Here is a 19,610-nt window from a genome sequence, read left to right as displayed (position 1 = left end):
GTGGAAACGTTCCGGCGCTACCTCGTCATCCAAGGGATGACGTTCGTCTGCGGCATCGTCGGACCGATCTTTCTCGTCATCTTCTTCGCCTCCCAGCCGGACCCCACCCTCAAATGGATGTACTGGGCGGGCCTGTTCATCACGACGGCCGACGTCCTCATCGCGTTGGCCATCACCGAGTCGAGCACCAGAGACTCTTGACTTGAGCGCCGAAGCTGACTCGACTGCTGGGATGGCCCACGAGTTCGAAACCCTCCTGTACCGGACAGCCGCACCCGTCGCGACCATCACGCTGAACCGGCCCGAGCAGCTCAACACCATCGTCCCTCCCATGCCCGACGAGATCGAGAAGGCCATCGGACTGGCCGAACGCGACCCGGACATCAAGGTGATCGTGCTGCGCGGCGCGGGCCGGGCGTTCTCCGGCGGCTACGACTTCGGTGGCGGTTTCCAGCACTGGGGCGCGGCGATGAACACCGACGGCCGGTGGGATCCCGGCAAGGATTTCGCGATGGTCAGCAGCCGCGAAACCGGGCCGACCCAGAAATTCATGGCCATCTGGCGGGCGTCCAAGCCGGTGATCGCGCAGGTCCACGGCTGGTGTGTGGGTGGGGCCAGCGACTATGCGTTGTGCGCCGACATCGTGATCGCCAGCGACGACGCCGTCATCGGCACGCCCTACGCGCGGATGTGGGGCGCCTACCTGACCGGGATGTGGCTCTACCGGCTGAGCCTGGCGAAGGTGAAGTGGCATTCGCTGACCGGAGAACCGTTGACCGGCAAGGAAGCCGCCGCGGTCGAGCTGATCAACGAATCGGTGCCCTTCGAGCGGCTGGAGGCCAGGGTGGCCGACGTCGCCGCGAAGCTGGCCCGAATTCCCTTGTCACAGTTGCAGGCTCAGAAGCTCATCGTCAACCAGGCCTACGAGAACATGGGGTTGTCCTCCACCCAGACCCTCGGCGGCATCCTCGATGGGTTGATGCGCAACACTCCCGATGCGCTGCGGTTCATCGACACAGCAGCCCAGCAGGGTGTGCGCAGCGCAATCGAGCACCGCGACGGGCCCTGGGGCGACTACAGCCAGGCCCCGCCCGAGCGCCGGCCGGACCCGTCGCACGTCATCGAGCCGTAACTTTGCGTGTCAACGCCCTCAGTCTCGCTGCTGCCGGGGCAGACTCCATCCATGCCATCGTCATCCATGCCTGCCCTGGATTTGCTGGGCCGGGTCGGCTTCGCGATACTGCTGGGCATCCTGATCGGGATGGAACGCCAGTGGCGGTCCCGGCTGGCCGGCCTGCAGACCATGGCTCTGGTCAGCATGGGCTCTGCGCTGTTCCTGATCCTCGGCGCGTACGCGTTCGAGGGCAGCGACCCGACCCGGGTGGCAGCCCAAATCGTCTCCGGGATCGGCTTTCTCGGTGCCGGTGTGATCATGAAGCAGGGCCTGTCGGTGACCGGTTTGAACACCGCGGCGACACTGTGGGCCACAGCCGCTGTGGGTGCGCTGGCCGGGGCCTGGCTGTGGCGGGAAGCGTTTGCCGCCGCGGCGATCATCGTCACCGCGAACTTCCTGCTGTTCTTTGTCGGCCAACGCATGGACCGCGCGAAGTCTCTCACCGGCCGGGAAACGTCACCGGCCGAGTATGTGCTCGACGTGACGTGCCGGCTCGACGCGGAAGCCGACAGCCGGGCGCTCTTGCTGCGGGCAGCCACGAGGCCTGAGCTGAGGCTGCGGTCACTGGTGTCGACCGTCGGCACGTCACCCGACGAGGTTCGGCTGCGTGCCGAGATGTCGGCCGACGTCCGAGATGACGGTGCGCTGCAGGAAGCTGTCGCCAGCGTGAGCCTGGAACCTGCGATCAGCTCGGCGCGGTGGTACATCCGCGACGAGGCTGCTGCCGACTGGGTCGGGAAAGGCCGCTGAGGTGCACGTACAGGAGTTCTTCGAACAGGCCACGACTGCGTTCGAAGTGCTGGGTGTCTTGTCGATGGTGCTGGGATTCCTGTTCGCGTTCGTCCTGGCCATCCGGTCGTGGCGGCGGACCGGTGACGGCAGCCGCGCATTCAAGACGCTGCGAGATTCCCTGGGCGGGGCGATCCTGCTCGGACTGGAACTGCTCGTCGCGGCCGACATCGTCAAAACCGTCACGGCCACACCGTCACTCACCGACGCCGCGGTGCTCGGCATGATCGTGCTCATCCGCACCGTGCTGAGCATTTCGATCGAGATCGAGGTCGACGGCGTCGCGCCGTGGCGTAAGGCGTTGACCACCGGGCCGCAGGTGCTGGCCCGCACGGCCCGCGAATCCGGGCGGGTCGATCCCACGGTTTGAGGCCGGCGGCCTACCGGTCGCTGGGGCGGCGACGCAGTCCGCCCAGCATCGCGACGATCACCCCGAACACCACCAGGCCGCCACCGACGGCCAAGGTCAGGTTGAGCCATTGGTGCAGGTTCGCGATGGCGTGGTTGACCATCGCATCGGCGGCCTGCCGGATGTCACCGCTGGTGTGGTTGAGCGCGTTGTTGAGATAGCGCCGCGCCGCCTCAAGCCCGGCCCACCCGGCCGCACCGACCAGAAGCGCTGAGACACCCAGCGCGGCAAGTGTTTTACCCCGCGACTTGGCGGCAACCAACGTCAGCAGGGCGAACACACCGGCCAATACCGTCGCCCCCACGCTGACCCACGGCCCCCACACCGCCAGCGGCCGGAGCTTGCCGGGCTGCAGCGCCTCGGGAGCCGACGCCGCGATCGGCACCGTAAGCGTCTGCGGCACCTTGACGTTGAACTGCGACAGGGTCTCCTGGAATGACGCATCCGCCAGCATCGGAGCCAGGTCGACGACCCAAGAGCCGTTCTCGTCGCGCGCCAACTGGTTGGTGAACATCCAGGTGTGGGCGATCTCGTTGGCCTTCGCGAACTGGCCCGGGAACATCGGGCCCGCGGTGTAAGCGTTGGCCACGCCGCGGATGAGTGACGCGTTGACCTCGGCGCCGTTCTTGGCCGCCAACGTACGCACCTGCGTGGTGAGCTCACCGGCCACGGCCTGCTGCAGCTGCGGATCCTTCGCCGCGGCCGCCGCGAACGCCGAGTAGCCCGCCTGATCGACGATGTTCTTCTGGGCCCACGCCGTCGGCACCGCCACGGCGAGCAACACCGTCGTCAGCACCCACAGCAGCAGCGCCATCACGAACCGCACGCCGTCCTCCTCAACTCGGGACGGCCCAGAAGCGGATCTGGGTCAATCCGAAAGCGCGCGCCCCACGATCAGCGGATCGGCCTGGCCGACCACCTCACGGTCCTTGTTGTCGTAGTCGAACTTACCGAGCACGTGGCGCATCGCGTTGATGCGGGCACGCTTCTTGTCGTTGCTCTTGACGACGGTCCACGGCGCGATCTCGGTGTCTGTCCACGCGAACATGTCCTCTTTGGCCGCGGTGTAGTCGTCCCACTTGTCCAGCGATGCGAGGTCCGTCGGCGAGAGCTTCCACTGCCGCACGGGGTCCACCTGACGGATGGTGAATCGGGTGCGCTGCTCGTTCTGGGTGACCGAGAACCACAGCTTGGTCAGGCTGATGCCGTCGTTGACCAGCATCTGCTCGAACAACGGGGCCTGCCGGATGAACTCGGCATGCTGCTTGGGGCTGCAGTAGCCCATCACGCGCTCGACCCCGGCCCGGTTGTACCAGGACCGGTCGAACAGCACGATCTCGCCGGCGGCCGGCAGGTGATTGACGTAACGCTGGAAGTACCACTGGGTACGTTCCTTCTCGGTGGGCTTCTCCAGCGCGACGACCCGGGCGCCGCGGGGGTTGAGGTGCTCCATGAACCGCTTGATGGTGCCGCCCTTGCCTGCGGCGTCGCGGCCCTCGAACACGATGACGTGCCGCAAGCCGTTGCCCTGACTCCACTTCTGCAGCTTGAGCAACTCGATCTGCAGCAGCCGCTTCTGCTCCTCGTACTCGGTGCGCTTCATCCGCTCGTCGTACGGGTAGCCCTCGCGCCACGTGTCGACCACCTCGCCACTCGGCATGAGCAGCAGCTCGGGGTCGTCGTCATCGTCGTCGCGGACGGAGTAGCCGGTGGGATCCAGGGTGGTCACCCGCCGAAAATAGCCAGCTCGTCGTACCGGCGGGTGACACCGGAGTGAACGCCAGGTGGCGCCCCGTCCTGCCTATTTGGCGACCCGCCGTGGCCGGGCCAGCGCCAGCCTGGTCATCAGCTTGTTCATCCGCGCCAACGCCTTGTGCGAGTTGTTGTAGTAGTTGCCGCCTGCCCCCACACTCGTGCGCGGCGCCACCACGGTTTCCTGTTTGCAGAACTTGCGCACACCATCCACCCCGCCGAACCGGGCGCCGATGCCCGAGGTCTTCCAACCGCCCATCGGGGCCGTGGTGCACATCAGGTTCGAGATCACGTCGTTGATGTTGACTGCGCCGCAATCCAATTGCAGGGCAACGGCTTTCGCCCGGTCGACATCCTTGGAGAACACCGAGGCGCTCAACCCGTACTGGCTGTCGTTGGCCAGCCGGACGGCCTCCTCGACCGAGCTCACCTTCATGATCGGCAGCGTCGGGCCGAAAGTCTCCTCGGTCATGCATGACATCGAGTGGTCGACGTCGACCAGCACCGTCGGCGGGTAGAAGCTGCCCTCACCCTCGGGTCGCTTACCGCCGGTGAGCGCCTTGGCGCCTGCGGCCACGGCCTGGCTGACGTGCCGGTCGGTGATGGCGACCTGGCTGCCGTCGATCTGGGAGCCGAAGTCGTAGCCCTCGCCGGAGCCCATCTTGAGGTTCTCCACCGCCTTGACGGTCGCCGCGACGAACTGGTCATAGACCGGTTCGAGCACGTAGACGCGTTCCACCGACACACACGTCTGCCCGGCGTTGAACATCGCGCCCCACACCGCGGCGTTGGCGGCGAGTTCGACGTCGGCGTCCTCCAGCACGATCATCGGGTCCTTGCCGCCGAGCTCGAGGCTCACCGGGGTGAGCCGGCGGGCGGCGCGCTCCATCACCTTGGCGCCGGTCGCGCTGGAGCCCGTGAACTGGATGTAGTCGGAGTTGTCGATGACGGCCTCGGACACCTCGCGGGCACCCTGGGCCAGCGCCAACACCTCGGGAGCACCGGAATCCAGCCAGCCGCGAAGGAGCACCTCGGCGGTCAGCGGGGTGCGCTCGGACGGTTTGAGCAGCACCGCGCAACCGGCCGCGAGGGCTCCGATGGCGTCCATCATGGCGTTGGCGACGGGGTAGTTCCACGGCGCGATGATGCCCACGACCGGACGGGGCCGGTAGTACACGGCGATCTTCTTCACGGACAGGAACGGCAAAGATGGCGGGCGGCTCTCAGGTTTCAGCGCCTTCTCCACGGTCTTGATGTAGTACGACAAGGATCATGATCAGCAGCGGCACCTCTTGGGCCGCGTCGACCGCCGACTTGCCCGTCTCGGCGATCAGCAGCTTCTCGATCTCGTCGCGGTGGTCCCCCAGCCACACGGCGTAGCGGGCCAGCACCTTGGCGCGCCCCTTCGCACCCCTGGCCTCCCACTCGCGCTGCGCCTCGCGCAGGCCTGCGGCGATCCGCGGCACGTCGGCCGCGTCGGTCCAGCGCACCTGACCGGCGACGGCGCCGGTCGCGGGGCTGTGGATGGTGCCGGATCCCGTGAACGGAGCCGGCCGATCAACATCTGGCGTCGCTGTCATGGGGCCATGTTAACCACCGTTTGTGACGCAGGTCGCACCGGGGTTGACACCTGTCAAGTGAGACGGGCGGCCGATGCGCAAAAGTAGCGGGCGACGACCCCCCGGTCGCCGCCCGCTGCTCTGTGCTCAGTCGGGATCAGTCGTCCGACTTGCTGGATTCGGGCTTCTTGGCCACGTTCTTGACCGCGTCGCTCACCTTGCTCAGCGCCTTGTTGACGTTGGTCTGGACGTTCTTGACCTGCTTCTGCACATTCTGGCCGGCCTGCTTGACCTGCGAATTCAGCTTGGGGTTCTGAGTGCCGAGCTTGGGCAGCTGGGTGCCCACCGACTTGGTCGTGGTCTTCGACAGCGTCGACGTGGTCAGCGGCGTGACCGGGTTGTCCTGGGCATTCAACGGAACATTGAGCACCTTGGCCACCGCGACGCGCGCCTCATGCGTCGCGCCCCAGAGCTGCTGATCGCGGAAATCCTTCAAGCCACCGTCCGTCGGCTGCTGATTGTCACCGAATTCCGTTGCCCCGCCGAGCGATTCCGGAAGGGCCTTTTCCAGCGCGGTGATGGTCGGGTCCGCGGCCCACAGCGGGGCATCGATGTACTGCCGGATCGCCGTGTAGAGCTCGGCGGCGTCACCGTCCGCCATGGCCTGGGCAATCGTGACGAGGCCGACGGGCGCGAGCACTGCCCCCTCGACCGTGCGCTCGACCGAAGCGGTCACCCCGTTTGCGAGGCCGTTGGCGGTGTTGGCGTCGGTGCTGGCGGGAACTCCCAGAGCATCGGCGAAGAATCCGTCGGCGGCGTCCCTGGCACCGATCAGCGTGTTCAGCCGGAACTGCATGATCGCGCCCTCGGTCGGCAGCGTCGTATTGGTGATGTGATCCGTTCCGCCACCAAGGGACGGCGGCAACGTGTCGGCAGCCGCTTCGAGGACGGGGTCTGCGACGTAGAGCGGCGAATCGATCACCGAGCGCAGGACCGTGTAGAGCCGGGCCTGGTCACCGCCCGCGAGGTCCGCGGCCGCTGCCAGCGGAACAAACGGCACCTGCGCGAACTGCTCGGCGAGCCGCTGCCCGGACAGGGCAAGCAACTCCGCTTGCGACATCCCGGAGAAGTTCGCCATCAGCGAGGCCGCCGCGTCGACCACACGTGACGCGGCGGTCGTCGTCGGTGCGATCGGCGTGATCGCGATGACGCTCGCGCCGACGATGGCCAGCCCCGCTGTGAGGCCGCACTGAACCCGTTGCTCCATAGTCGAAATCCCTTCATCCCCTCGACGAATCCCCTACCCGGGCAGCAAAATTACGCGAGCGACAGGCAAAACTCAGGTTATTCTCAGGTTGTTGTTGCATCTGCAATTACTTGTCCGCCGGGGGCACTCACCGCAAACCAGACCGCTTAACCAACGGTGCAGCTAGGGATCGTGCCGAGATTAGCTATCTATTGATAGATTCATTCGAAACTGTTGCAGAATGCAATGTTGTAGCAAGCATTGTTCGACCGAACTACTGTGCTGGACATGATGGTTCGACCATCAACCGGGCCGGCGTCGCCACCGCCGCCCACACCCGACCATCGAAGGTTCGGGCACAACCAACGGTCCGCGCCGTCACGTCATTCGTTCGGCTGACACGATATTGCGCATGCAGCGAACGAGTCGGGCAGCCGGCGCAACGTCGGCCACACAGGTCCGAATCGGCGGCGACGTGCTCGACACGCAGCGCTGGGACCGGTATCAGCTAACCGTGGCCGCAGCCTGAACCTCACGTCGGGCGACGATGGCCACCACGCACACCACCGAGGTCGCCAGCAGCACTGCGCCGACGGTGTCGGTGAAGTAGTGATAGGTGATGGCCTGGCCGAACATGGCCAGCAGCCCGAGGGTGACCGCGACGATCAACGACCACACGGCGATGCCCGCCGCGACCACCAGCAGGCCGAGCACCACGACCGCGAAGGTGGTGTGGCCGCTGGGATAGCACAGCGCGCCGCCCTTCTCCCTGCCGAAGATGCGTTTACAGACCTGCACGGCAAGCGTGGCCAGCGGCGCGCTCAGCAGCATCGCGACCGCAAGCCACCACTGTCTTCGGCGCAGCGTCACGACGATCACGGCGACCAGGACCAGCGTCACCGCCGGTGGGTAGGTGAACACCAGGAACGCTGTGCGCGATCGCCCCATATCGGAACCGACCTGCTGGAACCAGGTGTCGGCAGCGGTCGGTCCCCGACCGACGGACCAGCCGAGCAACAACATGGCCACCAGCCCGATCGGCGGCCACCACCGCGTGATCACCCGATGATGCCGCGTAGATACGCGGCCTGCCCCAGGTGCTGTGCGCAGTCATCGATGATGCTGACCAGCCGCACGCTCGCGGTCACCGGCGGATTCCACCGCGTGTCGACGATACGGCTCAGCTCCTCGGGCGTGACGGTGGCTATGTACTCGAGCGTCACCTTGTGCACGGCCCGGTAGTAGCCGGCCAGCAGGTCTGCCGAGGCCCGCACCTTGGCCACGTCAGCGGCACTGTGGCCGTAGCCCATGTCGTCGCGCGGCAAGTCGAGTCCGAAACGGTCCACCCATCCGTCGCGCAACCACACCTGCTCGAGCCCCGCGATGTCGCACAACTGCAGATCCTGGCCGCGCGCACTGTGCCAGATGAGCCACGCGATGCTGTTCGCCTGCGGCGTCGGGCGATAGGTCGCGGCTTCGTCACTGAGCCCGTCGGTGAGATCGTCGACGTGCTCGATCAGCCGGGAGAAGGAATCGCGCAGCAGTTCGCGGACAGCGTCGGATTCGTCGGAGGTCATGAGAGCGACGCTACCCGCAGGTCCCGACCTGTCCGCGACGTCGAGCGCCGTTACTATCACGCCCATGGGCGGTCAACCGGATCCGTGGCATCAGCCTCCGCCGATTCACAACGCGCCGCCGACCTACCCGCAGTTCACGCCTGGGTACCCGCCGCCGCCCGGCCCGCCCCGGAAGTCGCAGGCACTGCTGGTCGCCGCCATCGCGATTCCCGCGGTGCTGGCCCTGGTGTTGTTGGGCGCCACCGGTTTTGCCGTCAGCCAGTTCGTCCGCAGTGCGCCCGCCGCGTCCACCACAGACCCACAGTGGCAACCGTATGTCGACGCTGCTCGAGACTTCGCCGCGACAGTCTCGTCGGTGAGCGCAGAGAGTGTCGATGCCGATATCCAGCGGGTGCTCGACGGGTCGACCGGCGCCTTCCACGACGACTTCCAGAAGCAGGCCGACGCATTCAAGCAGGTGGTGGTGACCAGTGGGTCGACGTCCCGCGGCACCGTCAGCGCTTCGGGCCTCGAGTCGTTCACGGCGGGACAAGCCGTCGTTTTGGTCAGTGTCTCTACCAGTACCAGCACCCACGCCACCGGCCCGCAGAATCGGGCACAGCGGTTGGTACTGACCGTCGTCGAAACCGCCGGTTCCTACAAGGTCTCGAAAGTGGAGTTCGTGCCATGACCGCGCGACGGGTCGCATGGGGACTGCTGGTCGCACTGCTCTGCTTGGGCATCGCGGTGGCAACCGGGCTGGGCGGCTGGCAGCTGATCATCAAGAGCAGACCGGCGCCCGAGCCGGTGGCGGACCGAGCCGCGGTCCGACAGCAGGTGATCAACGTGGTGCGCACGAACCTGCCGACGGTCATGAGCTACACACCGGACATCAGCGAAGCCGACCTCGGCCCCCGCACCGCGCTGCTGACCGGAAAATTCCTGACCGAGTACCAGAAAGCCATGCGCGACTCGGTCATCCCTCAGGCCCGTCAGACCCGCATCACCTCGATTGCCACCGTCGTGCGCGCCGGTGTCGACAGCGTGTCCGAAGATAAGGCGCGCGTGCTGGCATTCGTCAACACCACCGCGACGAAGGGCGATCAGTCCCCGTCGCAGTCACAGAACGCCGTGTTGGTCGGTTTGACCAATGTCCACGGCTCCTGGCTGATGGAATCGTTCGAGCCGAAGGGCGCCCCCTAGCCCGCAGCTCCGTGAAAGACGGCCTCGACGTTGTTGCCGTCGGGATCCCGCACGAATGCCCCGAAGTAACCCGGGTGGTACTCCGGCCACAGCCGCGGCTCGTGCAGCGATTCGGCGCCCAAACCCACTGCGGCGTCGTAGAACGCCTTCACCGCGTCGACGTCAGCAGCCTGGAACGCCACGTGGATCTCCCGATTGGGGCCGCCCGCATCACCGGCACTGGCGTCGGCGATCCAGAAGTCCGGCTTACCGTCCCGGCCATAGCCGATCGCGACATCGAAGTCGAGCTGGCGGCCGTACCCGAGCACGCCGAGCACGGTGTCGTAGAACTCCTTGGACTTGGCCCAGTCGGTGCAGTTGATTCCGAAGTGGTCGATCACGAGGTCGATCTTGGCATGAGCCACCGACACATTCCCCTACGGCGCGGGACGTCGTACGTTGGTTAGGTGGGCTATGACTCTGACGCCGCAACATTCGATCTGTGCATCCGCGGCGGCCTGATCGTCGACGGGTCGGGCGGCGAACCCTATGTCGGGGATGTCGCGGTGCGCGACGGCGTGATCGTCGCGGTCGGATCCGTGGACGGTTCCGGTGCGCGCGAGATCGACGCCACGGGCCTGGTGGTCACACCCGGATTCGTCGACCTGCACACCCATTACGACGGGCAGGCCATCTGGAGTGACCGGCTCACGCCGTCCTCGGCGCATGGCGTCACCACTGCGGTCATGGGCAACTGCGGTGTGGGGTTCGCGCCGTGCCGGGCCGAGGACCACGACGTGCTGGTCGACGTGATGGCCGGGGTCGAGGACATTCCCGGCGTGGTGATGGTCGACGGGTTGCCATGGACGTGGGAGACGTTCCCCGAGTTTCTCGACACTCTCGACGCCGGCCGACGCGACATCGATGTCGCCGCCCTGCTGCCCCACTCGCCGCTGCGCGTGTACGTGATGGGCCAACGGGGTGTGGATCGGGACCCTGCCACGCCGGAGGATCTGGCACAGATGCGCAAACTCGCCGCCGAGGCCGTCGAGGTCGGCGCGCTGGGTTTCGCGTCGTCGCGGCTGACGATCCACAAAACCCAAAGCGGACAACCGATTCCGAGTTACGATGCCGGCCACGACGAGATCGAGGCGATCGCCCGGGGCGTCGACGACGCCGGTGGCGGCCTGATCCAGTTCGTGCCCGATCTCGTCGCGGGTGACTACGAACCCGCGCTACAGACCGTTTTCGACGTAGCCTCCGAGGTCGGCCTCCCGGTGACCTTCACGCTGGCGATCGGCAATGCCGGTCCGGCGTTCTTCGAGGACGCGCTGCGGATGGTTCAGAAATCGAACGCGAACGGTGGAGATGTCACGGCGCAGATCTTTCCCCGCCCCATCGGCCTGGTGCTCGGGCTCGAGCTCTCGGGCAACCCGTTCGTGATGTACCCGTCGTACCGGCAGATCGCCGACCTGCCGTTGCCCGAGCGTGTCGCAGAGATGCGTAAACCCGAAGTGCGACAACGCATTCTGACCGACCAGCCGAGCAGCGACGGGCATCCGTTGATGTTCGCCGCGCAGGCCTGGGATTACATGTATCCGTTGGGCGACCCACCGAATTACGAACCGTCGCCGGTGGATTCGATCGGAGCGCGAGCCCGCGCCCGCGGTGTCGACCCGTTGGAAGAGGCCTACGACCGCCTGCTCGACGATGACGGCCGCGCCATGCTCTTGGTGACCTTGGCCAACTTCCGCGACGGTTCACTGGACACCGTTGCGGAGTTGATCCGCCGCGAGGACGTGGTGCTGGGCCTCGGCGACGGCGGCGCCCACTACGGGATGATCTGCGACGCAAGCTTCCCGACCTACCTGCTGACGCACTGGGTGCGCGACCGCGCCTCGGGGCGGCTGTCGATGGCCGAGGCGATCCGTCAGCTCACGTCGGTTCCCGCACGCGTCGCACATCTGCTGGATCGCGGGCGAATTGCCGTGGGCTACAAGGCTGATCTCAATGTGCTCGATGCCGGCGCGCTACGCCTGCACAAGCCCGTGGTGGCCAAGGACCTTCCGGCAGGTGGACGCCGGCTGGACCAGAGTGCCGACGGGTATGTCGCCACGGTGGTGTCCGGTCAGATCATCGCCGAGCACGGCGTACCCACCGACGCCCGGCCGGGCAAGCTGGTGCGCGGCAGGCAACCCGTCCCGGCGGTCGCGTCATGAGCGTGAAGGTGGACCTGGACCAGCTGGCCGACGCGCTGGCAGACTTCGCCTTCGCCTACCTGATCACCGTCGGCGACGACTTCCGCGCACACACCGTGGCCGTCGACCCGGTGCTGACCGACGGCGTCATCGGCGTCGGCACTGCCGGTCGGCACACCCGCGCCAATCTCGCCGAACACCCTGCCGTCACCGTGATCTGGCCGCCCCGCGAACCGGGTGGTTACTCGCTGATCGTGGACGGGACAGGCGAACTGGCGGCCGATGAGGTGCGGGTCATCCCCAGCCGCGCGGTGCTGCACCGCAAAGCAGCACCCGAGTCGCAGGCGGCGACCAGTGGCTGCCTGCACGACTGCGTGCCCATCGAAGAACGCTGAGCGTTTCCGTTCGCAAAGACTGCGGAAAGTTCCCTGGGCAAGTTTGCCCAAATCGGATTCCACCAAGCAACTCGGTCGCTAGTGTCTGACCACCAACGCGTCACGATTTGCCTGCGACGCGGCTGGCGCTTGCGGGGAGGGTCCGGATGTCTGGTTGTCATGCGCGTAACAAGCGGTCGGCTCGTCGTTCTGTCGCCGGTACCGCGGCAGTTGCCGCCAGTTGTGTTCTGATCACGCCGGTCGCGCTGAACAGCCCGACCATCGCCGCCACCCTGACCAACTACGTGATCGGCGTCGGCGGCAACAACGACCCGACGAGCGGCAACATCAACCACAAGCTCGACGGCCAGTACAGCGACGCGCACGGTGTGCACTACCTGGCCGCGATCTGGCCGGTCAGCGGACTGACCGCACCGACGTTCGCGCAGTCGGTGAACGACGGCAACGGCAAACTCGGACAGGCGATTACGGGCGCGAACTCCCCGGATACGCCCACCGATCACGTCGTCGTCGTCGGCTACTCCCTCGGCGCCGTCGTGACCAACAAACAGCGAAAGCAGCTCGAGACGGATCCGAACGCACCGAAGAACATCGAGTTCGTCCTGATCGCCAACGCCAACAAGCCCAACGGCGGCATCTTCGCTCGATTCCCGTGGCTCTACGTGCCTTTCGCCGACATCCAGTCCACCGGGGCCATGGGGCCCGACCAGTTCACGACCACCGACATCACCCGGGAGTACGACACCTACGGGGACTTCCCGGCGTACTTCAACCCGTTGTCACTCGCAAACGCCGCTGCTGCCGTCGTCTATGTGCACCCCGACGCGAATTACGACAACATCGACATGAGCCAGTACTCCGACGCCAATGCCGTCAGCCATGAAATCAACGGCGACACAACGACTTACCACTACGCGGATGGCACCACCAAGACCGTCGTCAATCAGCCGGGTAAGGCCACCACCACCTACTACGTGGTGCACACCGATCATCTGCCCCTGCTGATGCCTGCGCGCCAGGCGGCCGACGCGCTGGGCCTGCCGCAGGGCGGCATCGATGCGGTCGAGCCGGTGCTGCGCGTGCTCGTCGACATGGGTTATGACCGCACCACCAACCCCGCCACCCCCACTCAGTTCAGCTTGTTCACGCCGCCGCAGAAGTTCGTCGAGGCCGCGGCAGCCATGCCGGGGGCCGTCCAGCAGGGCGTCAACAACTTCCAGAACCCGCCGCCACCGGTGCACAGCGGGATCGCGACCGAACCCACCCCGGATCTGACGTCCACCACTGAATCGTCGACTGAATCGTCGACGCAATCGACGACGACGCAGTCAACGGATTCGGTTGACACCCCGACCAGTACCAAGTTGCCCGAGAAACCGATCACGCTGAACCTGCCGAAGTTGCCGTCGCTCCCCGATCTGCCGAAGCAGACCACCACCCCGAAGGTGCCGAAACTTGCGACGGCACAACCCGATACCAAGAAGCTGAAACTGCCGTCGCTGCGGGATGCCGCCAAATCGCTGACCAACCTCGTCAAGCCCAAGACCACCAAGCCCGACGACAAACCGAAGACCGAGCAACCCGCGAAGGACAAGGACGCGGCGTAACGCAGCCTCCTGGCACTCAGTGGCCAGTTGTGTACGCGAAACCGCTGAAATCCGTGCACAGCTGGCCACTGGGCGCGCGCACGAAAAAGCCCGGCCCCGCGAACGGGACCGGGCCTTCTCAGGCGACTTCTTAGAAGTCCATACCGCCCATGCCACCGGTCGGGTCGCCCGCAGGTGCGGCGGCCTTCTCCGGCTTGTCGGCGACGACGGCCTCGGTGGTGAGGAACAGCGCCGCGATGGACGCCGCGTTCTGCAGCGCCGAGCGGGTGACCTTCACCGGGTCGGCAACGCCGGCGGCCAGCAGGTCCTCGTACTCACCGGTGGCGGCGTTGAGGCCGGTGCCGGCGGGCGAGTTGGTGACCTTCTCCGCGACGACACCCGGCTCCAGTCCGCCGTTGAAGGCGATCTGCTTGAGCGGGGCCGACAGGGCGACGCGCACGATGTTGGCGCCAGTGGCCTCGTCACCGGTGAGCTTGAGCTCCTCCAGCGCCGGAGCCGACTGCAGCAGGGCCACGCCACCACCGGCGACGATGCCCTCTTCGACGGCAGCCTTCGCGTTGCGGACGGCGTCCTCGATGCGGTGCTTGCGCTCCTTGAGCTCCACCTCGGTGGCAGCGCCGGCCTTGATGACGGCAACACCGCCGGCCAGCTTGGCCAGGCGCTCCTGCAGCTTCTCGCGGTCGTAGTCGGAGTCGCTGTTCTCGATCTCGGCACGGATCTGGGCCACGCGGCCGGCGATGGCGTCGCTGTCTCCGGCGCCCTCGACGATGGTGGTCTCATCCTTGGTCACGACGACCTTGCGGGCCTGGCCCAGCAGCGCGACATCGGCGGTCTCCAGCGAGAGGCCGACCTCTTCGCTGATGACCTGGCCACCGGTGAGGATGGCGATGTCCTGCAGCATGGCCTTGCGGCGGTCACCGAAGCCCGGGGCCTTGACGGCGACGGACTTGAAGGTGCCACGGATCTTGTTCACGACCAGGGTCGACAGGGCTTCGCCCTCGACGTCCTCGGCGATGATCAGCAGCGGCTTGCCGGACTGGATGACCTTCTCCAGCAGCGGCAGCAGGTCCTTGACGGTCGAGACCTTGGAGCTGACCAGCAGGATGTAGGGATCCTCCAGGACGGCTTCCTGACGCTCGGCGTCGGTCACGAAGTAGCCCGAGATGTAGCCCTTGTCGAAGCGCATGCCCTCGGTGAGCTCCAGCTGCAGGCCGAAGGTGTTGCTCTCCTCGACGGTGATGACACCCTCGTTGCCGACCTTGTCCATGGCCTCGGCGATCAGGTCACCGATGGACTGGTCACCGGCGGAGATACCGGCGGTGGCAGCGATCTGCTCCTTGGTCTCCACCTCCTTGGCGCTCTTGAGCAGCGTCTCGGTGACCTTCTCGACGGCCTTCTCGATGCCGCGCTTCAGGCCGAGCGGGTTGGCGCCGGCAGCGACGTTGCGCAGACCTTCGCGAACCAGGGCCTGGGCCAGGACGGTGGCGGTGGTGGTGCCGTCGCCCGCGACGTCGTCGGTCTTCTTGGCGACCTCTTTGACCAGCTCAGCGCCGATCTTCTCGTACGGGTCCTCCAGCTCGATCTCCTTGGCGATGGACACACCATCGTTGGTGATCGTGGGGGCGCCCCACTTCTTCTCCAGGACAACGTTGCGACCCTTGGGGCCCAGCGTGACCTTTACCGCGTCGGCGAGGCTGTTCAGGCCCCGCTCGAGGCCGCGACGGGCCTCTTCGTCATACGCAATTGTCTTAGCCATTGCGAAGTGATTCCTCCGGTTAGGGGATCGCACGTTCTGTAGTCGGGTTCAGTGCCCGCGACGGACGACTGGGGTGTGCTCCCGCAGGTGCGGCCCCGGTCTCACCGTCCCGACCTAGCACTCACTGATCGAGAGTGCCAACTGCATTCTTAGCACTCGCCCTGGGTGAGTGCAAGAGCGTTCGCGTTCAGCGGAGTGGCCGTCGGGTGTGCGCGCGTCAATGCCCACGCGAGAGCACGAAGAGCTCGACGTGATCGCCGTTGCGCGTCAGCAGGATGGTCTCGGCGTCGGGTGGGGTCCCGGAGTAGTTGTCGGTCAGGACATCCCCGCCGTCCAGCGACCGGGTGCTGACCACCAGCTCGGTGCCGGCGTCGCAGTGAAATCCGTCGAATTCCGCGAAGTCGTGATGCACGATCTCGTCGGCGCAGGTCGCGCGTCGCAGCGCCGGAAAATCGGGATTGGCTTGAGCAAGAGCATTTTTCGCGTCGTCGAAGCGTCCGGGTGGCGCGTAGCGGCCCGTGTATCCGTCGGCTCCGGAGAAGACGCGCATCGCCGTCATGGCCTCGAAGGCGAATCCGTCGGGTATGCCGATCCGACGCTCTTGCATGGCCTTGGCCGCCGCGTTGGCGTCGAGCTCATGCGGGCCGACGTTGTCGTCGTCGGAGAAGAACACGAAGAAGCCGATAAATCCGACCACGAGCGCCAGGCCCACACAGCTCAACACCACCGCGGAGGTGATCAGTGCGACCAGCCACCAGTTGGTCTTGCGCTTCACCCGTGGAGGCTAACCGGACTGGTACTGCTGTACCTGTGCCGCGTAGTCGTCGAGCAGGCGCAGGGTCTCGTCTTTACCCACCGACGGCAGAAACAGGCCGAGCTGCCCGTACCCGAGATCGTCGGCCGCGCGCCAATAGTCCGGCTCGACCGGCGTACCGAACATCGCCAGCGGAACGTCGTGGCCGGCGCCGTCGCGCATCTGCTCGATCCGGTTGGCCAGCACGTCGCGCGGCAGGGCGTTGGAGATCCAGCCGGCGCCGTGCCGGATCACCCGTTTGACGGTGGCGTCGGAGTTGCCGCCGACATAGATCGGCGGGTGCGGCTGCTGAACCGGCTTGGGGCGGCAGTACGACAGGTCGAAGTTGACGTACTTGCCGTGATACTCGGCGGGTTCATCGGTCCACAGCACCTTGATGGCCTCGATGCTCTCGTCGAGGCGGGCGCCACGGGTCTTCGGATCGGTGCCGTGGTCGCGCATCTCCTCGAGATTCCAACCGGCTCCGACGCCGAAGACGAAGCGGCCGTCGGAGATGAGGTCGATGCTCGCGGCCTCCTTGGCGGTATGGATCGGATCGCGCTGGATGAGCAGGGCGACGCCGGTGAAGAGTTCGATCGTGGAGGTCACCGCCGCGGCGGCGGCGAGCGTGACGAACGGGTCGAGCGTGTTGTAGTAGTACGCCGGCAGGTCGCCGCCGCTGGGGTAGGCCGATTCCCGGCTGGCGGGGATGTGACTGTGCTCGGCGACGATGAGCGATGCGAAGCCCCGCTCTTCGATCGCGCGCGCCAGAGATACCGAATCGATGGTGTCGTCGTCGACGAAGGTCGCGATGCCGAACTTCATGTGGCCGACGCTACTCCGGGCGGGCCCGCAAACCGTCGAAGACGACGTCGGTGACCCGCTCGGCCACATCGGCGTTGTAGCTCTGCATGGCCTGGCAGCCGACCAGCAGCGCCTTGACTTCGGGAACGGTGACGTCGGTGCGGACGGCCCCGGCGCGCTGGGCCGCCGCGAGCAGTTCGCCGATCGCGGCGAGGAACTCGCCCTCGGCTTCGGGTACCACGCCGTTCACATCGATACCCAGCCCTGCCAGCGCGTCGACCAGGCCTTTGTCGGTCGCACCCCACTGCAGCACCATGGCCCGCAGGAACAGGAACAGCGCCTCGGCGGGGTCGGCATCGGCCAGCAGGGTGCGCGCCTTCTCGACGATGAGACGGATCCGTTCGGCGACCACCGCGCGGAACAGGTCCTCCTTGGCCGGGAAGTGCCGGTAGACGGTCCCCGCTCCGACCCCGGCCCGGCGGGCGATCTCGTCGATCGGCACCGACAGGCCCTCGGCTGCGAACGTCTCATACGCGACGTCCAGCACCCGGGCACGGTTGCGGGCAGCATCCGCGCGCATCGTGAATCACCTCACCACTCACCAGCGTTGACAAAACGGGGCGTGCGTTCCGTATAGTGGTACGCAACCGGAGCGCTCACTCCGTTTTACCCGACAAGGAGTCTCTCATGTCCCACTGGACCACCGCCAACATTCCCGACCAAACGGGCCGCACGGCCATCGTGACCGGCGCCAACACGGGTCTCGGGCTGGAAACCGCCAAGGCGCTGGCAGCCAAGGGCGCGCACGTCGTCCTGGCCGTCCGCAATGTCGAGAAGGGCAAAGCCGCCGCGCGGGAGATCGAGCAGTCAACGCCAGGCGCCGGCGTAGCCCTGCAGCAGCTCGACCTGACCTCGCTGGAATCGATCCGCGCGGCCGCCGATGCGCTCAAGTCCGACCATCCGACCATCGATCTGCTGATCAACAACGCCGGAGTGATGTTCACCCCGAAGTCGACCACCCAGGACGGCTTCGAGCTGCAGTTCGGCACCAACCACCTGGGACATTTCGCGCTGACCGGTCTACTCCTGGACCGCCTGCTCGCCGCTGCGGGCTCGCGGGTGGTGACGGTCAGCAGCATCGGTCACCGCTTCGCGCGCGGCATCCGGTTCGACGATCTGCAGTGGGACCTCGGCTACCGCCGCGTCGGCGCCTACGGCCAGGCCAAGCTGGCCAACCTGATGTTCACCTACGAATTGCAGCGCAGGCTCACCGGCACCCGCACGATCGCCGCCGCCGCGCATCCGGGCGGATCGCGCACCGAGCTCACCCGCAACCTGCCGCCGCTGGTCGGCGCCGTGACCAGGCTGGCCGAACCGCTCTTCCAGAGCGCTGCGATGGGCGCCCTGCCGACGCTGCGTGCCGCCACCGACCCGGGCGTGCTCGGCGGGCAGTACTTCGGCCCGGACGGCCTGGGTGAGCAGCGCGGTTACCCGAAGGTCGTCGCCTCCAGCACCGCATCACACGACACCGCCGCCCAGCGCCGGTTGTGGGCGGTGTCCGAGGAGCTGACCGGGGTGAGCTACCCGAGCCTGCAGGACGTCACGACGGCGTGACGAACTGCCAGCCGGCGGCCTGCATCTGCGGGATCGCGTCGGCGATGCCGACGTGCGTGCCCGAGTTCGGGTGGTTCATGTGTGCGACCACGATGGACCCGGGCGCCGCCGACATGACATTGGAACGCACCGCCGCCGCCGACGCCTTCGCACCGACGTCGCCGTTGACCGAGAAGCCGAGCGGTTGCTCGCCGAGTTGACCGACGATGTCGACGGCAACGTCGTCGTAGTACGCGGTACCCGGCCGGAACCAGACGGGCGGCCTGCCGGTCAGCGCGGTGAGCCGCTGGTGGTTGCGCCACACCTCGTCCACGACCTCGTCGACCGACCGCGTGCCCGCGATGCCGTAGGCGGACCGCCCGGTGACCGACAGCGGAAGATGGCGCGTGCCGTGATTGCCGATCTCGAACAACGGATTGGCCGCCAGTTGCGCGGCCCGGTCGGGGTTGCGGTCGATCCAGCGTGAATTGAGCATCAACACCGCGGGCACACCGTAGTTCTGCAGCGTGGTGAGCAACGCGTCGTCACAGGCGCCGTCGCAGGCGTCGAAGGTGAGCGCTATCTGGCGGCCACTGGGCGCGAACGATGTCTGCACGCCGGGCAGCGCGGTCCCCCACCGCGTCGGGGCCCGGCCGCGATTGGTCGCCGCGACACTGCCCGGGTCAGGTGCCACCGGGTTGGCGAGGGCGCGCGGCACACCGGCTGCTGCGGCCAACGAACCGACAGCGGCGGCGGCCAGAAAAGCCCGCCGGGTGATCACATCGCGGATGGTAGGC

At 66.7% G+C, this 19,610-nt stretch carries 21 protein-coding genes and 1 pseudogene; 10 read left to right on the top strand and 12 right to left on the bottom strand.

The window, feature by feature from the left end; all coding sequences use genetic code 11:
* The 4 genes from BTO20_RS04820 (at position 1) to BTO20_RS04805 (ending at position 2,333) form a co-directional block, all read left to right on the top strand.
* A complete protein-coding gene (locus BTO20_RS04820) occupies positions 1-201 on the top strand; it encodes a hypothetical protein (protein ID WP_087073842.1) in 201 nt (66 codons plus the stop codon).
* A 31-nt stretch (positions 202-232) separates the two neighbouring features.
* On the top strand, positions 233-1,132 hold the full coding sequence (locus BTO20_RS04815; RefSeq protein WP_087073840.1) for a crotonase/enoyl-CoA hydratase family protein: 900 nt from the start codon (positions 233-235) through the stop codon (positions 1,130-1,132).
* Positions 1,133-1,198: 66 nt separating this feature from the next.
* Entirely contained in the window at positions 1,199-1,924 is a 726-nt protein-coding gene (locus tag BTO20_RS04810; RefSeq protein WP_087073838.1) for an MgtC/SapB family protein, read from the top strand.
* A gap of 1 nt (position 1,925) precedes the next feature.
* Positions 1,926-2,333, top strand: coding sequence for a DUF1622 domain-containing protein (locus BTO20_RS04805; RefSeq protein ID WP_087073836.1), 408 nt, complete (start codon positions 1,926-1,928; stop codon positions 2,331-2,333).
* 10 nt (positions 2,334-2,343) lie between these two features.
* Here the strand turns inward: BTO20_RS04805 and BTO20_RS04800 are convergent, their stop codons facing one another.
* From BTO20_RS04800 to BTO20_RS04775, 6 genes and pseudogenes are all read right to left on the bottom strand, one after another.
* Positions 2,344-3,198, bottom strand: coding sequence for a hypothetical protein (locus BTO20_RS04800; protein ID WP_087073834.1), 855 nt, complete (start codon positions 3,196-3,198; stop codon positions 2,344-2,346).
* A gap of 42 nt (positions 3,199-3,240) precedes the next feature.
* Positions 3,241-4,101, bottom strand: coding sequence for a polyphosphate kinase 2 (gene ppk2, locus BTO20_RS04795; RefSeq protein ID WP_064947765.1), 861 nt, complete (start codon positions 4,099-4,101; stop codon positions 3,241-3,243).
* A 72-nt stretch (positions 4,102-4,173) separates the two neighbouring features.
* Positions 4,174-5,704 (bottom strand): annotated as a pseudogene (locus BTO20_RS04790) (aldehyde dehydrogenase family protein).
* Between the two features lie 136 nt (positions 5,705-5,840).
* Positions 5,841-6,950 carry a hypothetical protein gene (locus BTO20_RS04785; protein WP_087073832.1) on the bottom strand — a complete coding sequence of 370 codons (1,110 nt, stop codon included), beginning with the start codon at positions 6,948-6,950 and terminating at the stop codon, positions 5,841-5,843.
* A 483-nt stretch (positions 6,951-7,433) separates the two neighbouring features.
* Positions 7,434-7,991, bottom strand: a complete 558-nt coding sequence (locus BTO20_RS04780; RefSeq protein ID WP_087073830.1) for a phosphatase PAP2 family protein — start codon at positions 7,989-7,991, stop codon at positions 7,434-7,436.
* Entirely contained in the window at positions 7,988-8,506 is a 519-nt protein-coding gene (locus tag BTO20_RS04775; RefSeq protein WP_087073828.1) for a mycothiol transferase, read from the bottom strand. Before BTO20_RS04775 ends, BTO20_RS04780 begins: the two co-directional genes overlap by 4 nt.
* A 64-nt stretch (positions 8,507-8,570) precedes the next feature.
* Between BTO20_RS04775 and BTO20_RS04770 the strand changes: the two genes are divergently transcribed.
* Together BTO20_RS04770 and BTO20_RS04765 are read left to right on the top strand one after the other, a co-directional pair.
* Positions 8,571-9,176 (top strand): hypothetical protein, encoded by a 606-nt coding sequence (locus BTO20_RS04770; protein ID WP_087073826.1) that lies wholly within the window; start codon positions 8,571-8,573, stop codon positions 9,174-9,176.
* Positions 9,173-9,688: a hypothetical protein gene (locus tag BTO20_RS04765; protein WP_087073824.1), complete on the top strand. Its 516-nt coding sequence runs from the start codon at positions 9,173-9,175 to the stop codon at positions 9,686-9,688. Before BTO20_RS04770 ends, BTO20_RS04765 begins: the two co-directional genes overlap by 4 nt.
* Here the strand turns inward: BTO20_RS04765 and BTO20_RS04760 are convergent.
* Positions 9,685-10,068, bottom strand: a complete 384-nt coding sequence (locus BTO20_RS04760) for a VOC family protein (protein ID WP_087081612.1) — start codon at positions 10,066-10,068, stop codon at positions 9,685-9,687. The two genes, BTO20_RS04765 and BTO20_RS04760, sit on opposite strands and share 4 nt — an antisense overlap.
* A gap of 66 nt (positions 10,069-10,134) precedes the next feature.
* Here BTO20_RS04760 and BTO20_RS04755 point away from each other — a divergent pair, with 66 nt between their 5' ends.
* The 3 genes from BTO20_RS04755 (at position 10,135) to BTO20_RS04745 (ending at position 13,867) form a co-directional block, all read left to right on the top strand.
* Entirely contained in the window at positions 10,135-11,886 is a 1,752-nt protein-coding gene (locus BTO20_RS04755; RefSeq protein ID WP_087073822.1) for an N-acyl-D-amino-acid deacylase family protein, read from the top strand.
* A complete protein-coding gene (locus BTO20_RS04750; protein WP_087073820.1) occupies positions 11,883-12,260 on the top strand; it encodes a hypothetical protein in 378 nt (125 codons plus the stop codon). The genes BTO20_RS04755 and BTO20_RS04750 overlap by 4 nt, the downstream gene beginning before the upstream one ends.
* A gap of 146 nt (positions 12,261-12,406) precedes the next feature.
* Positions 12,407-13,867 (top strand): PE-PPE domain-containing protein, encoded by a 1,461-nt coding sequence (locus BTO20_RS04745; protein ID WP_087073818.1) that lies wholly within the window; start codon positions 12,407-12,409, stop codon positions 13,865-13,867.
* Positions 13,868-13,997: 130 nt separating this feature from the next.
* Here the strand turns inward: BTO20_RS04745 and groL are convergent, their stop codons facing one another.
* The 4 genes from groL to BTO20_RS04720 all read right to left on the bottom strand — a co-directional run bounded on the left by groL (position 13,998) and on the right by BTO20_RS04720 (position 17,800).
* Positions 13,998-15,623 (bottom strand): chaperonin GroEL, encoded by a 1,626-nt coding sequence (gene groL, locus BTO20_RS04740; protein ID WP_083167571.1) that lies wholly within the window; start codon positions 15,621-15,623, stop codon positions 13,998-14,000.
* A gap of 217 nt (positions 15,624-15,840) precedes the next feature.
* Positions 15,841-16,398 carry a hypothetical protein gene (locus BTO20_RS04730; protein ID WP_087073816.1) on the bottom strand — a complete coding sequence of 186 codons (558 nt, stop codon included), beginning with the start codon at positions 16,396-16,398 and terminating at the stop codon, positions 15,841-15,843.
* A gap of 9 nt (positions 16,399-16,407) precedes the next feature.
* Complete coding sequence (locus BTO20_RS04725; protein WP_087073814.1) at positions 16,408-17,241, bottom strand: LLM class F420-dependent oxidoreductase; 834 nt, start codon at positions 17,239-17,241, stop codon at positions 16,408-16,410.
* Positions 17,242-17,251: 10 nt separating this feature from the next.
* Complete coding sequence (locus BTO20_RS04720; RefSeq protein ID WP_087073812.1) at positions 17,252-17,800, bottom strand: TetR/AcrR family transcriptional regulator; 549 nt, start codon at positions 17,798-17,800, stop codon at positions 17,252-17,254.
* 107 nt (positions 17,801-17,907) lie between these two features.
* Here BTO20_RS04720 and BTO20_RS04715 point away from each other — a divergent pair, with 107 nt between their 5' ends.
* Entirely contained in the window at positions 17,908-18,834 is a 927-nt protein-coding gene (locus BTO20_RS04715) for an SDR family NAD(P)-dependent oxidoreductase (protein ID WP_087073810.1), read from the top strand.
* On the opposite strand, the gene BTO20_RS04710 is transcribed toward BTO20_RS04715, so the two are convergent.
* Complete coding sequence (locus BTO20_RS04710; protein ID WP_087073808.1) at positions 18,821-19,594, bottom strand: polysaccharide deacetylase family protein; 774 nt, start codon at positions 19,592-19,594, stop codon at positions 18,821-18,823. The two genes, BTO20_RS04715 and BTO20_RS04710, sit on opposite strands and share 14 nt — an antisense overlap.
* Between the last annotated feature and the right edge of the window lie 16 nt (positions 19,595-19,610).

Source organism: Mycobacterium dioxanotrophicus (genome assembly GCF_002157835.1).
Taxonomy (GTDB): Bacteria; Actinomycetota; Actinomycetes; order Mycobacteriales; family Mycobacteriaceae; genus Mycobacterium; species Mycobacterium dioxanotrophicus.
Note: the sequence above shows the minus strand (reverse complement) of the source record. Positions and strands in the feature narration are given on the sequence as shown.

What these genes read in the sequence shown, in the direction of transcription:
- BTO20_RS04715 (WP_087073810.1), top strand. Translation starts at nt 17,908, where the DNA reads ATGTCCCACTGGACCACCGCCAACATTCCCGACCAAACGGGCCGCACG.
- BTO20_RS04815 (WP_087073840.1), top strand. Translation starts at nt 233, where the DNA reads ATGGCCCACGAGTTCGAAACCCTCCTGTACCGGACAGCCGCACCCGTC.
- BTO20_RS04765 (WP_087073824.1), top strand. Translation starts at nt 9,173, where the DNA reads ATGACCGCGCGACGGGTCGCATGGGGACTGCTGGTCGCACTGCTCTGC.
- BTO20_RS04720 (WP_087073812.1), bottom strand. Translation starts at nt 17,800, where the DNA reads ATGCGCGCGGATGCTGCCCGCAACCGTGCCCGGGTGCTGGACGTCGCG.
- groL (WP_083167571.1), bottom strand. Translation starts at nt 15,623, where the DNA reads ATGGCTAAGACAATTGCGTATGACGAAGAGGCCCGTCGCGGCCTCGAG.
- BTO20_RS04770 (WP_087073826.1), top strand. Translation starts at nt 8,571, where the DNA reads ATGGGCGGTCAACCGGATCCGTGGCATCAGCCTCCGCCGATTCACAAC.
- BTO20_RS04745 (WP_087073818.1), top strand. Translation starts at nt 12,407, where the DNA reads ATGTCTGGTTGTCATGCGCGTAACAAGCGGTCGGCTCGTCGTTCTGTC.
- BTO20_RS04725 (WP_087073814.1), bottom strand. Translation starts at nt 17,241, where the DNA reads ATGAAGTTCGGCATCGCGACCTTCGTCGACGACGACACCATCGATTCG.
- BTO20_RS04775 (WP_087073828.1), bottom strand. Translation starts at nt 8,506, where the DNA reads ATGACCTCCGACGAATCCGACGCTGTCCGCGAACTGCTGCGCGATTCC.
- BTO20_RS04750 (WP_087073820.1), top strand. Translation starts at nt 11,883, where the DNA reads ATGAGCGTGAAGGTGGACCTGGACCAGCTGGCCGACGCGCTGGCAGAC.
- BTO20_RS04785 (WP_087073832.1), bottom strand. Translation starts at nt 6,950, where the DNA reads ATGGAGCAACGGGTTCAGTGCGGCCTCACAGCGGGGCTGGCCATCGTC.
- BTO20_RS04810 (WP_087073838.1), top strand. Translation starts at nt 1,199, where the DNA reads ATGCCTGCCCTGGATTTGCTGGGCCGGGTCGGCTTCGCGATACTGCTG.